Genomic DNA, 13175 nt, shown 5'->3' on the forward strand with positions numbered 1-13175 from the left:
CCCACCTCCCATCTCCCGTCTCCCACCTCCCACCTCCCGTCTCCCGTCTCCCGTCTCCCATCTCCCGTCTCCCGTCTCCCGTCTCCCGTCTCCCGTCTCCCGTCTCCCGTCTCCCGTCTCCCGTCTCCCATCTCCCATCTCCCGTCTCCCGTCTCCCACCTCCCGTCTCCCATCTCCCGTCTCCCGTCTCCCACCTCCCGTCTCCCGTTTAACCGTTCAGCAACAAAAACAGCCCAGGGGAGGTCACCCCTGGGCTGGCGAACATTTCGCATGCGGTCTGCTGGCTTCTGGGTAGCTGTCAGCGTTGTTCCACCGCCAAGTTCACTACGGGGCGTTGCCGCCGGGGATGAACGGTCCGGGGCCGGGGAACGGGGGAGCCACCGGATTGATATAAATATTGCCAATCAGCACCTGTTGCGTGCCGGTTTTGATGTATCGGACCTGGGTCCAACTGTAGTGGTTCTCCAGTTGGGCCAGATTATCCGTGCGGATTCCGTCCAAACGGGTAATCACATCGCCGGGTTGCAGGCCCAAGGCGTTCAGCGGAGAGTCAGGCGCGGGAATCGAAACCAGCCGGACGGCGGTAAAGTTGCCAAACGCGGGGAGGAAAAAGTTTTCCACGCGGAATTGGGCCTTTAACTTGAGGGATGTGTAGGCGGGAGTCCCGGTGGAGGGGTCCAGCAAAGCATATTTCTGAACGGGGTCGTTAGCCAGGGCGGAAGTCGCGCCTAAGCCAAGGCCAGCCACCATCGCCAGAGCCACCATCAAAGCCGCACGAAGGGAAGTAAACATGATCGTAAGTCCTTATAGGAAAGTGAGTTGTGTTTTGCAGTCAGGTATGTCTGACTCGCTTCTGAGATTCCCAGCGGACGCGGACCGCCGCACGGACAGAAAATTCTTGGGAACTTGTTGAAAAAATTTAGAAAGTTAAAGTATTAAACTAGTGTCATAACCACGGGAATTCAGGCGATTTTAATAACCTGAATTTATTTCTTAACACCATTTCGTACGGGGTGGATCTATGACAGAACTTTTTATTTGTGGTCGAAGAGGCGGTGGAGGGGGATTTATCGCGCGCGCGATTGGTCCGTTCCTCGTAACAGAGGCCGTTAACCTGGAAGAGCTGCGCGCGAATGTCCGGGAAGCGGTGGAATGTCACTTTGAGGAAGGCGGTGCCCCTCAACTTTTGCGGTTGCACTTTGTACGGGATGAGTTAATGGCACTATGAGGCTACCACGCGACTTGTCGGGCGCGGAATTGGCGAAATTGCTTGCGTTTTAGGGATACAGCATCACTCACCAAAAAGGTTCTCATCCGCATCCCATAACCACACAACAAGGGGAGCATCATTTAACAACCCTGATCACGATCCACTGCGAATCGGTACCCTGGGACACATTCTTAACGAAGTAGCGACTCACTTTAAACAAAGCGGCCAGCAAGTCTGAGACAATCTTTTTATTGAATGACAATTCTATCTTTATTGTATAATATTCTTTACTGGTATGTATGCTTCCCTGTAGTATTTTTTCTTGGTAGGATTGGCTAACATAGAATCGCTACAGCTTTGTTTATGCAAAGCAAATTGGCAAACAACACGACCACCTCCAACCACAAACATTCATGCCTTACGAAGTTACCCTGATCACTGGCGATGGTACTGGTCCCGAACTGGCCGAGGCCGCCCGCATGTGCGTGGACGCCACCGGCGTGAAAATCAACTGGGACGTGCAAGAAGCGGGTGTGGATGTTATGGCCCGCACCGGCACGCCGTTGCCGGACGCCGTGCTGGAAAGCATCAAACGTACCAAATGCGCGCTCAAGGCCCCCATCACCACGCCGGTCGGCACGGGCTTTCGGTCGATCAATGTCTATCTGCGGCAGGCGTTTGGACTGTATGCCTGCGTGCGCCCCTGCAAAATTTACCCCGGCGTGCGGACCTATTTTGACAAACTGCCGGTGGACCTGGTCATTATGCGGGAAAACACCGAGGACCTGTATGCCGGGACCGAGTTTGAACGGGGCAAGCCCGAAACCGCGGAACTGATCGAATGGATCAACGCCCATAGCCAAACGGGCAAGATCAAGACCCCCCCCGGCGAAACCGGCGTCAGCATCAAGCCCATCAGCGTAAGCGCCAGCGAGCGGATGTTTCGGTACTCGTTTGATTATGCCCGGGCGAATGGCCGCAAGAAAGTCACCGCCGTGCACAAGGCGAACATCATGAAGTTTTCGGACGGCTTGTGGCTGGAAGTCGCGCGGAATGTGGCAAAGGAATATCCCGAGATCGAGTTTGAGGACCGCATAGTCGATAACATGTGCATGCAACTGGTCCAAAAACCCGAACTGTACGACATGCTGGTCCTGCCCAACCTATATGGCGATGTGCTGAGCGACCTGGCGGCGGGGCTGGTGGGGGGCTTGGGCGTGGCACCCGGGGCAAATATCGGCCCCAATGGGGCGGTGTTTGAGGCGACGCACGGCAGCGCGCCCAAGTACAAGGGACTGAACAAAGTCAATCCCACGGCGCTGATCCTGTCAGGCATGCTGATGCTACGCCACCTGGGGGAGCTGGACGCGGCAAATCGACTGGAACAAGCCGTGGCGCGCGTAATTGCCGCTGGCCGGGACGTGACCTACGACCTCAAGGCCGACCGCAACGACCCGACGGCGGTCGGCACGCGGGAAATGGCGGCGGCGGTGTGCGGGGAGTTGTGATCTTGTAAACTATAATGTCAGCATCACTGGAACATGCCTTACCCAGGCATCGCTAAAGCTGGGCATACGCGCAACAACATAGTAAATAAAGTCCAGAGCATACTTTATGGGAATACCATGACTGCCAAACAAAAAATCTTGGACGTCCTGCAACAACGCCTGCCGGAGGAAGCAACCTTTCACCAAGCTATTCAGGAACTCTATACGTGGGCAAATGTGGAAGAAGGATTAGAGCAACTTAAACGTGGTGAGACGATACCCGATGAAGAAGTTTGGCGAATCGTACTCAATTTGAATCCACGCTAATGGCTAGGATTATCTGGTCCAATCGCAGCTTGCAAAATTTATTGGCCATTCGCGATTACATTGCGAAAGATGCACCGGAAACGGCTTTGCGCTTTATAAAAAAGCTCCGTGTTCGAATCCATAAACTCAAAAAATTCCCGTATTCAGGCACGGTGTTACAAGTTCGTGATGGAAGTAAATTACGGGAACTATCTTTTGGTAATTATCGCATCTTGTTTTAATCATCCGATAAACTTGTGGAAATTGTTACCATACAGAGCACATTTACGGATTTTGATCAGGACATTGCTAATGGCTTTTAAAGTCTCATGCAATCTTGTGAAATTGTGTGTGTATTGTGTTGTTCGCTCTTTCATTTACAAGAACTCAACTCGCAGGCGAGTGTATGGACGGACATGCGGAGATTCAAGATGATCACCAATCAAAAATACTGGTTGCGTTGGAGAAATTGCCCGATGTTGCCACATCTGAAGGCGCACTGGAAGCACTCTTTTTTTTCACCTAATAGAAGCTGGTCAGCAAGATATTAATTCTGACAAGACCCATACCCATGAGGAAATCGAGCATTTTTTTGCCTAGCCCGGTTACTAGAATGCAATGCACTCACTCTAACGAGAAAGCTTGCCAATGATGACCGCAAAACAACGAGTGTTGGCCACTGTCCAAAATCTGCCCGATGACACCACGATTTATGGCTTTATCGAGGAACTCTATGTGCTAGCCAGATTGGAGGAAGGCATTGCCCAGGCAAGTCGCGGGGACTTGATTGCCGACGAAAATGTTTGGGATGAATTCCTAAGTGATGAAGCCTAATCCATCGAATTTTAGGACAAATTGCTGCTTATGGCAAATATATCCCGCTAACATCACTAAAATCGCCAACCCCCACGCCCAAATGCCCGGCTCGGGAATAAACCGCACATTGGCCTTGCGCGCCAGCAGGTCGGCGCGGTTGCCCGTGGTTTGATACACCTCGACGGGGGAGCTGAGCAGGTTTTCTTGCCAGCGAAAGGTCACCGCGCTTTGCGGGGGAAGCTGATAGGTAAAAAATCGCCCTTTCCAATTAAACCGAAAAATTTGCGATTGGCCGGCGTCGTTATACGCGATCAGGGCCAGTGTCTGATCGGGATTGAGAAAGGCCACTGTCTTATTTGCGTTCGTATCGATGCGCACGGCGTCCGGTTGGACAAACTTGGCGATATGCCCCAGCGCGTAGTATTCCTCGTTAAAAGTAATGGCCCCCGTGATGCTATTAATGGTGACCACGCCCCGCGCGCGGTTAAAGCCGCTATCCGCCGTCACGGTATTGCCACCGCCATTATCAAAGGTGATCGTGCGGATCTTGGGCCCGCTGGTTTGATCCAGGGCCAGGTTGAATTTGACAATGGACGAGGCCCAATTGCGCGTCCCCCCCACCACCAGCGTCCGCATGTCGTACATCAGGTCGTTGCCAAAGTTAGAGCCCACCGTGCCGGTCTGCTCGGTAAAAAACGTCGCCTTATCGGGATAGGCGTTATGCACGATCGTCTGGGCGGACACGTCCCCCCCATAGCCATGAAATGCCACCCCATGCACGTACTGCGCGATGGCGGGGTTATTCAGTATGGCCGTGATATTGGTGGAGGGGGCGTTGCCGGTCACGGCGTCGCTCCAATTATGATCGTGCATGACGATTCTGGTCGTTTGCGAAAGATAAGGATTCGTAACGGGATCGTGCGGCAGGGCCGGATTGACCGTGGCCGTGGCAAAGTTTTGACCGATGGCGCGAATAAGATTTCCCTGCTGCGTCGGCGTGAGGGTCATGGCCGGATAGGCAAAGCCGCCGTTGAAATAAGGCTCGTTTTGCGGCGTAACGTAGTCGATCTGAAGGCCCTGGGCCGCGTAGGCCTGCACATATTTGGCAAAGTAGTTGGCGTAGGCGGGGATCGTTTGGCTATTGTTATTGAGCGTGCCGGCGTACAACGTCTGGTTGACGCCGGGTTGCGGGACGATGTTTCCCGCTGTGCCGGCTTTCATCCAGCCGGGGGCCGTCCAGGGGGAACCCATGATCCGCAGCGCGGGATTATGTGATTGAGCGCTTTGTAACAACGACACCAACGAGACATTGGAGTTAGGGTAAAGCGCCAGATCTCCATTGATGTTAAACTGCGTCATGGCGTAATCGCCCAACGTGTCGTTATAGGTGTAATCCGCCCGGCGAAAATCGCTCACGCCCATCGGTTGCCGCAAAAAGCTGAGTCCGGCCCCCGCGGCGGGATCAAAGAGTGCCCGCATGAGATTTTCGCGGGCGGTGGGATTGAGCGTGGCCAAAGCCGCGCCGGCTGAATCCGTCAATGACGCCCCAAAACCAGCCATTCGCTGATACGTTTGGTTTTGATTGATTGTCACCTGGGTTTGGGCGTTGGCGGTAATTACGATTAACGCCCAGGCACAGACTGCCGAGGCGAAATAGCAAGCATTTTTTTTAGGCCCAGATACGCCGCGAATAAAGCCTTGAAACATAAAAATTTCCCCAGTTGAAGATCGGGTTGATAACGTTCAAGTTGTCTTGGCAGTATAAATAATGGTCCGCGGGCCGATTGTCACAGCGGCGCAACAACGACTCGGGCGACCGCATTAAAATTAGCTTCGGCGGCGGATGTTACAGTTAATTACTTTGCCCCGTTACTCATCGCGCGCCAGAGCATAGTTCGCAAAGCTCGCCAGTTGGTTCCGAAAAAAATTTGGCATCCACCAAAAATTTTCTCCGCACGTGCAGTTCTAGTCCTCTAGAATCGCGGATTGTTAAGATATTGTTAGCAATTCGCGCTCGCGTGTTAATCTTCAATTCGAGGGGTAACTTTTTTTGGAGGGGAGGATCGATCAATACTTGCTATTAAAAAAATTTTCACCTACAACACCGTTATCTTATCAGCCCCCTTCATTGCTTACACATTCAACATGAAATTCCACTCCTTCCCGTGGCTGCTGTCGATCATAATTGCTTTAAGTTTTTGCCGGGAAATCTCCACCACAGCGGCGGATCATCCGACCAAGACCAAATACGTCCTGTGGGTGATGCTGGACGGACTGCGGTGGCAAGAGGTTTTTCACGGCGCGGATGAGGGCCTGATCAACAAGGATCGGGGCGGGGTGGAAAAGCCGGACCAGGTCAAGGCGGAATTTTTACGAGGGACGCCCGCCGAAAGCCGCGCCGCCCTGCTGCCGTTTCTATGGACGGAGGTCGCTAAAAAAGGGCAAATTTATGGCAATCAGTGGGAAGAAAGCGTGGCCACGGTCACGAACAAAGAGCTATTCTCTTATCCCGGCTACAACGAGGTGCTGTGCGGTTTTGCCGATCACAAAATCACCAGCAACGATAAAAACTATAATAATAATGTGACCGTGCTCGAGTGGCTGCACGCCAAGCCCGAGTTTGCGGGGCGGATCGCGGCTTTTACCTCTTGGGAGGTGTTTCCTTACATCATCAACGACCGCCGCAGCGGCATCATGGTCAATGGCGGCTTGGCACCGCTGACGGGAATTACGGAGACCGCCGAAGTGCGGCTGCTCAATCGACTGATGGCCGAAACGCCCCTTTACGCCGACGAGACCCGCCCCGACGCGCTCACCTTTCACGCCGCGCGGCTGTATTTAGCCGCCAAAAAACCCCGCGTGCTGTTTGTCAGCTTTGACGAAACCGACGCCCAGGGGCATGCCGGCCGATACGACCGCGTGCTGGGCGGGGCCAAAAAGAACGACGCCTTCATCCGCGAGTTATGGGAACTGGCGCAATCCCTGCCGGAATACCGCGACCAAACGACGCTGGTCATCACGACCGACCACGGCCGGGGGGACCCGCCGGTCGAGTGGAAAAACCACAATAAAAACACGCCCGGATCGGAAAATATCTGGCTGGCGGTCATGGGGCCGGACACGCGGCCCCTGGGCGAGCGGCAAAAAGTGGCTCCCGTGACGCAAAGCCAAGTGGCGGCGACCGTTGCGGCGCTGTTAGGCTATGACTACCGGGCGTACGTCCCGCAAGCAGGCGAGGCGATTAGGGAAGTGTTGGGCAAGTAGATCCCGAACGCCGGGCGGGATCAACGCTATATCAAAATCGGTCCTAATTCCCGTTCGGCGAACGGGATGTACCCGGCGGTATAGTAGATCCCGCCCGCGGGGCGGGATTAAAGTAGATCCCGAACGCCGAGCGGGATCAGGCCTATATCAAAATCGGTACCAACTACCGTTCGGCGAACGAAAGTACATCCAGCCCGCCGGGCTGGATCAAGGGTGATTCTAACAAGGCTAGCGTCTGAATAACAATTTCGTTCTTTGATGATCCCGTTCGGCGAACGGGACCTACTCCTCCTCTTCCTTGACCACCCGCACAAAGGATGCCCGGACCGGCGGGGGCATTTTGCTGTGGTTCCCCCGGACGCTGCGCCAGATGATCTCGTTAAAGACCAGATCGTCAGCCGCGTCTTCCTTGCTTAGATCAAGCTTTTCGCTCTCCGCCGCGCCATACACGCCCGGCATGTTCAGCTCATTCAAATCCACTTGCGCGGGCAAATGCTTAAATGGCGTCAGGTCCGGCTGCGCCGTAAAACTGTGGTACATGGGCGTGGCCGCGGCGTCAAATTGGCTCAGCGGTTTTAATCCTAAAATCAGACCCATGCTGCGCAACATGCTGGCCGTGCTGTACATCGTGGAGTCCACATGCCGCCGCTTGCAATAGGGGCTAATGACATAGGCCGTCGTGCGGTGGGCGTCCACATGGTCGGACCCGTTTTGCGCGTCGTCCTCGATGATAAAAATCGCCATTTGCGGCCAGAATCTGCTATGGCTCAGCAGTTCCACAAACCGACCCACGGCCAAGTCGTTCTCGGCCACCATTGCCGTGGGGGTGGGCTTGCCCAGACGGGTCCCCAATGTGTGGTCGTTCCCCAGGCGGGCGATGATAAACTGGGGCATTTCCCCCTTTTCTTCAAATTCCTTTAGCTCCACCGCAAACCGGTCGACGCGGGAATTATCCGTCACGTTCAGGTCGTAGCTGCGAAATAGCGGGTCAAAGTGCCCCTCTAGGCCGGGGACGCTGGCCGTGCCGGGGTCGCCGGGATTTTTACCATTCTTGATAAATTCGCCATAGCTGCGGTAAGTCACGCCGGCTTCCTTGCAGCGATCCCAAATGTAACCCCCGGCCGAAGGGGCGATCTTGCGATAAGAACCCTCAGCCGGATAGCCGATCTTGTCCGAACCAGGCCCACCCCGATAGTTGATCGGCCAGGTTCGCTCGACAAAATCGGTCGCATACGCGGCCGTGGACCACTCGTGCCCATCCGCGCTCACTTCGCTCTCCACATAAAAATTATCGAGCAGCACAAACTGCTTGACGATCGCATGCTGGTTGGGCGTAACTTTTTCCGGAAAGATGCAGAGTTGCGGATCGCCATTCCCCTGGGGGAGATCGCCCAGGACTTGATCGTAGGTGCGGTTTTCTTTAATGAGGTAAACGCAATATTTGATGGGGCTTTTTTCGCCGACGGCCGCGGGAATGGGATTGTCCGACTCGCGCGGTTGCACGGCGGGACGGGTGTCGGGGGTCAGGGGGGTACAGGCCCGCGCGGTGGTGGAGTAGACCGCCATCTGGTCGGGAGATGGCGGGGGAATGACACTCAGCGTGCCGCGAAATAATCCGCCAATATACTGCCGAATCGGGGTGTTCCCCCGCTTTTCGGGCATCGGCCCCTGGGGATTGGCCAGCGACTGGCTCCCCTTGCCGTTAGTAATATAAATTTTTTCGTCCTTGCCAAAGCGGACCGCCGTGGGATACCAGCCTGCCGGGATATGCCCCAGCGAGTTCGACTTGCCGGGAATACTGACATCAATCATCGCGACGTTGTTATTGTCGGCGTTGGCAATGAGCAGCACCTGGCCATTCGGCGAAAGGGAAATACTGGTGGGCGTGCTCCCCACGGGCAGGTTGGGATAGAGCGCGCTGGAGATGACTTCTTGCAACTGGCCGTCGGCGGTGCTGAGCACGGCCACGGTGTTGGAATTGGCGCAGGCGACAAACAGCCGCGCGCCGTCGGTTGATAACACCATTTCGGTGGGATGGTCGCCGCCAGTTTTTTCACCAGCGGGCTTGGTGGGCCAGGTGGCGGTGACTTTGTTATCGACCAGATCGATGACAGCGACCGCCGCGCTCCCCCACAAACTGACATACAGCCGCTTGCCATCAAGACTAAGCGCCGTCGCATAGGGAAAGCTTTGCTTTTCCAGGGCAATCACCGTTTTTTCGTCCGGCTTGGCGGTGGGGATGATTACCACGTTGTCGCCCCAGGTTTGGCAGGCATACAGCGTGTTGCCGTCTGCGGCGCAGGTCAGCCCGCAGGTGATCAGGTTGTCCCGCGCGGAATCCCCCAGCACGATCTTTTGCTGATCGGATAACAACCCATCGGCAAACTTAAACGCATGGACCAATTCACTGGTGCCGCCGCTGGCATACAGCCGATCGCCAGCGGGGTTAAAGGTTATCCCCCAAAATGCATTGCCCAGGTTGACGCGGCTAACAATCTTACTGGTTTTTAGATCGACAATAACCACCTCGTGATCGCCATAGCCCGAATGCATGACCGCCGCGTACGGCTGAGTGGGGTGTAGAACAAAGTTGGAGGGGAACTCGCCCAAGAGGATTTGCCGCCCGGCCGGACGCAGCGACCACTGATTGGGAAGCTGCACCTTGCCATCGGCCTGCAGTCCCGGCAGCACGCGGGGAGTGGTGCGCAGCTTGTGGGCTTCTTCCAGGGAAATATCAGCCGAGGCCGCCGCAGCGCCGGGAGTTGCCGGTGCGGCAGTGGGAGCGCCGGGAGTCGTGGTGGATTCCTCGGCCGCAGCGATTGGCAAAACCCCCCATGCCACAAGAAATAATCCCAGTAAACATGTCAGCAACAAATTTGACGCGCGCATAGATGAGAATGATCGAGGAACTAAGATTAGTTACAAAGAGACTAGCCCCATCCTAACCGCTGCGTGGTTTAATTCCAACGAAAGAGCCGCAACGCTAACCAAAAACTCACAATCCCCCAGCCCAAGACGTTGGCAAATTCCCCTGGATGGCTGAGGATGGTTCCCCCTTCCTGCATCACCGCGCGGAGCATGTTATTTAGCGATGTCAGCGGCAGGGCCTGGATAAATGGCTGCAAGCCCTCGGGGTATTTTTCGGAACTAAAAAAGATGCCCGAAAACAGCCACATCGGCATCATGATGACATTCATCAGCCCCGACACCATTTCGATCGTATTGGCCCGGCTGGCGATTAACAACCCAATACCGGAAAACGTGAACGCCCCCAAAAGCACCAGGACCAGTACTTCCCATAACGAGCCATAAATCCGCACGTCAAAGATCAGCCAGGCAAAGAAGATTAGCAGCACGACTTCGGGAATCAGAAACACCAACCGGGCGACCATGACCCCCCCCAAGAACTGCGATTTGCGCATGGGCGTGGCCAAAAATCGCTTCAGGAGCTTGCGAATCCGCATATCCACCAAAACAAAGCCCACGCCAAACAGCCCGCCCCCCATGATATTCATGCCCAAAAGTCCCGGCACCAAAAAGTCGATGTAGCGACCCCCTGGTTCTTCCATCAGCGCGTTTTGGTGCGGGATGACGTCCCGCCTTCCCGCGGCGCGTTGCAGCAGATCATCGGCGGAATTCCGCGCTAGCAGGCTCTTGGGCTGGGTGGGGTCAAAATGGTAGGTGACGGCCAGTTCCCCCAGTGGGGAGGTTGATTGCGCCGGTGTACTAATCGCGCTGGATTCGCTCGTGGCGGCATGTTCGGCGGCTTGGGGGCGAACGCGAATGATCAGATCGGTCTTGGCGGTGCGCAGGCGGATCGTGGCCTGTTCGGCGCTCGAACGCTTGACGATAAACTGTTCCGGCTCTTTTTCTAGTAATTCGGCCAAGCGGGGGGACGCGGCATCGGTGGTAACCAGATCAACCACCACCGGATCGACTTTTTTGCTGCGAAAGGCGATCCCCAATAAGATCACCATCATCACGGGAAAGATGCAAACCCAAAAAACCGCCTCTGGTTCGCGTATAAACTCTTTGATACGTGCCAGGACAATCTGCGGTAGGGGGGACTGGAGCCAAGGACGGGCAGGGGTAAATAACTGAGGCATGGGTAAAATCGCTCAGCCCCCGCCTGCGGAAAACCGCGGCTCATAGGGCAAGTGGAAGGCGTGGTTGGCGGCGGGGAAATGATTTTATCACTGGCCGAAAGAAAACAGCCAGCGGGGCAATTGCTCAAATCTGACACGTGGGCGGGTCCCAGACAAGTGTTCCCGCCCTAGGGTTCGCCAAAAAAAGCGTGAACTTGGTCAAACCCGCCCCAGAGATTGTAAAAAATGCACGGGCGCAAGCGAGAGGGGTAGAGAAGCCAGTGACCACCCTCCGTCTTCCCGGCGAAAAAAACAACCCGCCGTGGCAAATAGAGCGCGGCGGGCTGATGGCAAATACAAAGGTAAGGGTTTTCCCTGGACTGATTGAGTGCTCCCGATGTTACATGACTCCATGGCGAAACACATCGTCCGAGATGGGCTGCTCGGCGACGCGGCCATAATCATCCAGGGTGCGCCGCTGTCCGACGGTATGCCAGGGGCCAACATCCTTTAATTCCGGCATGATTTCCTGGAGCTGCTCCATCAACATGGCGACCAACCGTCGAATGGAGTTATTATCGGCCTTTTCCTGGATGGCGGCGGCGGTTTTCATTAGCTTGACTAACTGCGCACGCTTCATGACGGGGGCGGACAACGGCGCGTCGTCATCGACTAAAAGCTCCATCACCGGCACTTCCAACACTTGCTGCCAGGCATACAGCACACTCAAGGAAATATCCGAGCGCGGATGTTCCTGGGCACGGATGGTTTTTACATCGCAACCCATGCGGCGAGCCATATTGCGCAGGGTCACGCCTTGTTGTTCGCGAACTTCGGCTAAACGATGTAAAGCCCGGTTGGTGACCGGTTTTACCATGGGCAATTCCGCGTTATCATCGTCTTCCTCGCCATCCAGTTCGGGGGCGTGGGGCAGATCCATTTGCCGCAATGGGACGCCCGGCATGGTCAAGCCCCCGTTGTCGGCCAGGGGGGGAGAATATTCGCCAGGTTGAATAACCACCGCCGGGGCCGCCGGCCGGGACTCGGGACCGACTAATAATTGTGACGGCAGCGCATGGGTGGATTCCGTTGCGGCTGACAACGAATCCCATTCCACAATGTTCATGGTTTCCTCAATCTTTCCGCGTGTGGGCGAAAACATTTTGAATGGATGGAAACAACTTTGCCAAGTTCCTGTTGGCCGCCGAGTCAATTTCGCTTTTTGGTTTCTGCCCCTGTAAAAAAACGCGTGGCGCGGGGAGGCGTCCTCTGGACCAAAATCCATCCCGCATGCTCATTTATTGTCCGCGACGATCAAGGAACCTTGACGATTCGCGTGCGCGTTTGCCGTTTCTTCCCTGCTCCCGCGTCTGATGACTCCGCGGGAATTTTTTTGGCCAATCTCCCACTGGTTCTTCGTGTAGTAAATTTCCAATGGTCATTGCCGACCGCACGCGCTGACCTGACACACAGTTTCCGGGCTGGTGGGGCCGCACGCGCAATCAAAAACACGACACAGGCTGATATACAACCCTGGCTGGAGCGATGGTTAGATCAAAATCCTCTTAGTTGAACATCAACGTTGTGTCACTCATGCGCAGCGCTTGCTCCTGGCCTAGAACCAACCCACGGTCAGACTGTCTAACCGCCTGGCTGTTTACCATGGCTTGGTTATTTTCCCCCATCGCCTCATGCCTCGAGAGCCGTATGGCCAACGAAACTGACGAAACATGTTGAAAAATGGCCCACCAAGCAATGGCTTTGGCCGCTGCGAACGTACTCCTCAAGAGTGCGAGAGATAAGGCTGATTTGCACTCCTGCAAATCATACTAATCGGCTATGGAACGACAAGCAAGTGTAGATTGACAATTTTTGCAATCTTCTCATAACTTTCAAACTTTTGGCCCCCTGCTGGCAATAATGCCCGCAATCAGCCCAAGCGTCCCGTCGCGGAAAATTCCCTTTATCTACAAAAAAAAGCATCCAGGAAAAAACGCCTGGCGAACT

At 55.1% G+C, this 13175-nt stretch carries 10 protein-coding genes; 5 read left to right on the forward strand and 5 right to left on the reverse strand.

Annotated elements, in window-relative coordinates:
• Nucleotides 1–324 precede the first annotated feature (324 nt).
• Nucleotides 325–792 carry a hypothetical protein gene (locus SFX18_13970; protein MDX1964256.1) on the reverse strand — a complete coding sequence of 156 codons (468 nt, stop codon included), beginning with the start codon at nt 790–792 and terminating at the stop codon, nt 325–327.
• 229 nt (nt 793–1021) lie between these two features.
• On the opposite strand from SFX18_13970, the gene SFX18_13975 reads away from it, so the two are divergent.
• From SFX18_13975 to SFX18_13990, 4 genes are all read left to right on the forward strand, one after another.
• Nucleotides 1022–1228 (forward strand): hypothetical protein, encoded by a 207-nt coding sequence (locus SFX18_13975; protein ID MDX1964257.1) that lies wholly within the window; start codon nt 1022–1024, stop codon nt 1226–1228.
• Nucleotides 1229–1623: 395 nt separating this feature from the next.
• Nucleotides 1624–2718: an isocitrate/isopropylmalate dehydrogenase family protein gene (locus tag SFX18_13980; protein MDX1964258.1), complete on the forward strand. Its 1095-nt coding sequence runs from the start codon at nt 1624–1626 to the stop codon at nt 2716–2718.
• 117 nt (nt 2719–2835) lie between these two features.
• Nucleotides 2836–3024, forward strand: a complete 189-nt coding sequence (locus SFX18_13985) for a hypothetical protein (GenBank protein MDX1964259.1) — start codon at nt 2836–2838, stop codon at nt 3022–3024.
• A gap of 630 nt (nt 3025–3654) precedes the next feature.
• Nucleotides 3655–3837: a hypothetical protein gene (locus SFX18_13990; GenBank protein ID MDX1964260.1), complete on the forward strand. Its 183-nt coding sequence runs from the start codon at nt 3655–3657 to the stop codon at nt 3835–3837.
• Here the strand turns inward: SFX18_13990 and SFX18_13995 are convergent.
• Complete coding sequence (locus tag SFX18_13995; protein MDX1964261.1) at nt 3820–5526, reverse strand: glycoside hydrolase family 30 beta sandwich domain-containing protein; 1707 nt, start codon at nt 5524–5526, stop codon at nt 3820–3822. The two genes, SFX18_13990 and SFX18_13995, sit on opposite strands and share 18 nt — an antisense overlap.
• A gap of 438 nt (nt 5527–5964) precedes the next feature.
• Here SFX18_13995 and SFX18_14000 point away from each other — a divergent pair, with 438 nt between their 5' ends.
• Complete coding sequence (locus SFX18_14000) at nt 5965–7083, forward strand: alkaline phosphatase family protein (GenBank protein MDX1964262.1); 1119 nt, start codon at nt 5965–5967, stop codon at nt 7081–7083.
• Nucleotides 7084–7365: 282 nt separating this feature from the next.
• On the opposite strand, the gene SFX18_14005 is transcribed toward SFX18_14000, so the two are convergent.
• From SFX18_14005 to SFX18_14015, 3 genes are all read right to left on the reverse strand, one after another.
• Nucleotides 7366–9924, reverse strand: a complete 2559-nt coding sequence (locus SFX18_14005; GenBank protein MDX1964263.1) for a bifunctional YncE family protein/alkaline phosphatase family protein — start codon at nt 9922–9924, stop codon at nt 7366–7368.
• Between the two features lie 116 nt (nt 9925–10040).
• The gene (locus SFX18_14010) at nt 10041–11189 is read right to left on the reverse strand and encodes an ABC transporter permease (protein ID MDX1964264.1); all 1149 of its coding nucleotides are present in this window, start codon (nt 11187–11189) and stop codon (nt 10041–10043) included.
• 379 nt (nt 11190–11568) lie between these two features.
• Entirely contained in the window at nt 11569–12330 is a 762-nt protein-coding gene (locus tag SFX18_14015) for a helix-turn-helix transcriptional regulator (protein ID MDX1964265.1), read from the reverse strand.
• Nucleotides 12331–13175: the final 845 nt, after the last annotated feature.

Source organism: Pirellulales bacterium (genome assembly GCA_033762255.1).
Lineage (GTDB): Bacteria > Planctomycetota > Planctomycetia > Pirellulales > JALHPA01 > JANRLT01.

Coding starts and splice junctions, on each gene's coding strand:
- SFX18_13970 (MDX1964256.1), bottom strand. CDS start 792: ATGTTTACTTCCCTTCGTGCGGCTTTGATGGTGGCTCTGGCGATGGTG.
- SFX18_13975 (MDX1964257.1), top strand. CDS start 1,022: ATGACAGAACTTTTTATTTGTGGTCGAAGAGGCGGTGGAGGGGGATTT.
- SFX18_13980 (MDX1964258.1), top strand. CDS start 1,624: ATGCCTTACGAAGTTACCCTGATCACTGGCGATGGTACTGGTCCCGAA.
- SFX18_13985 (MDX1964259.1), top strand. CDS start 2,836: ATGACTGCCAAACAAAAAATCTTGGACGTCCTGCAACAACGCCTGCCG.
- SFX18_13990 (MDX1964260.1), top strand. CDS start 3,655: ATGACCGCAAAACAACGAGTGTTGGCCACTGTCCAAAATCTGCCCGAT.
- SFX18_13995 (MDX1964261.1), bottom strand. CDS start 5,526: ATGTTTCAAGGCTTTATTCGCGGCGTATCTGGGCCTAAAAAAAATGCT.
- SFX18_14000 (MDX1964262.1), top strand. CDS start 5,965: ATGAAATTCCACTCCTTCCCGTGGCTGCTGTCGATCATAATTGCTTTA.
- SFX18_14010 (MDX1964264.1), bottom strand. CDS start 11,189: ATGCCTCAGTTATTTACCCCTGCCCGTCCTTGGCTCCAGTCCCCCCTA.
- SFX18_14015 (MDX1964265.1), bottom strand. CDS start 12,330: ATGTTTTCGCCCACACGCGGAAAGATTGAGGAAACCATGAACATTGTG.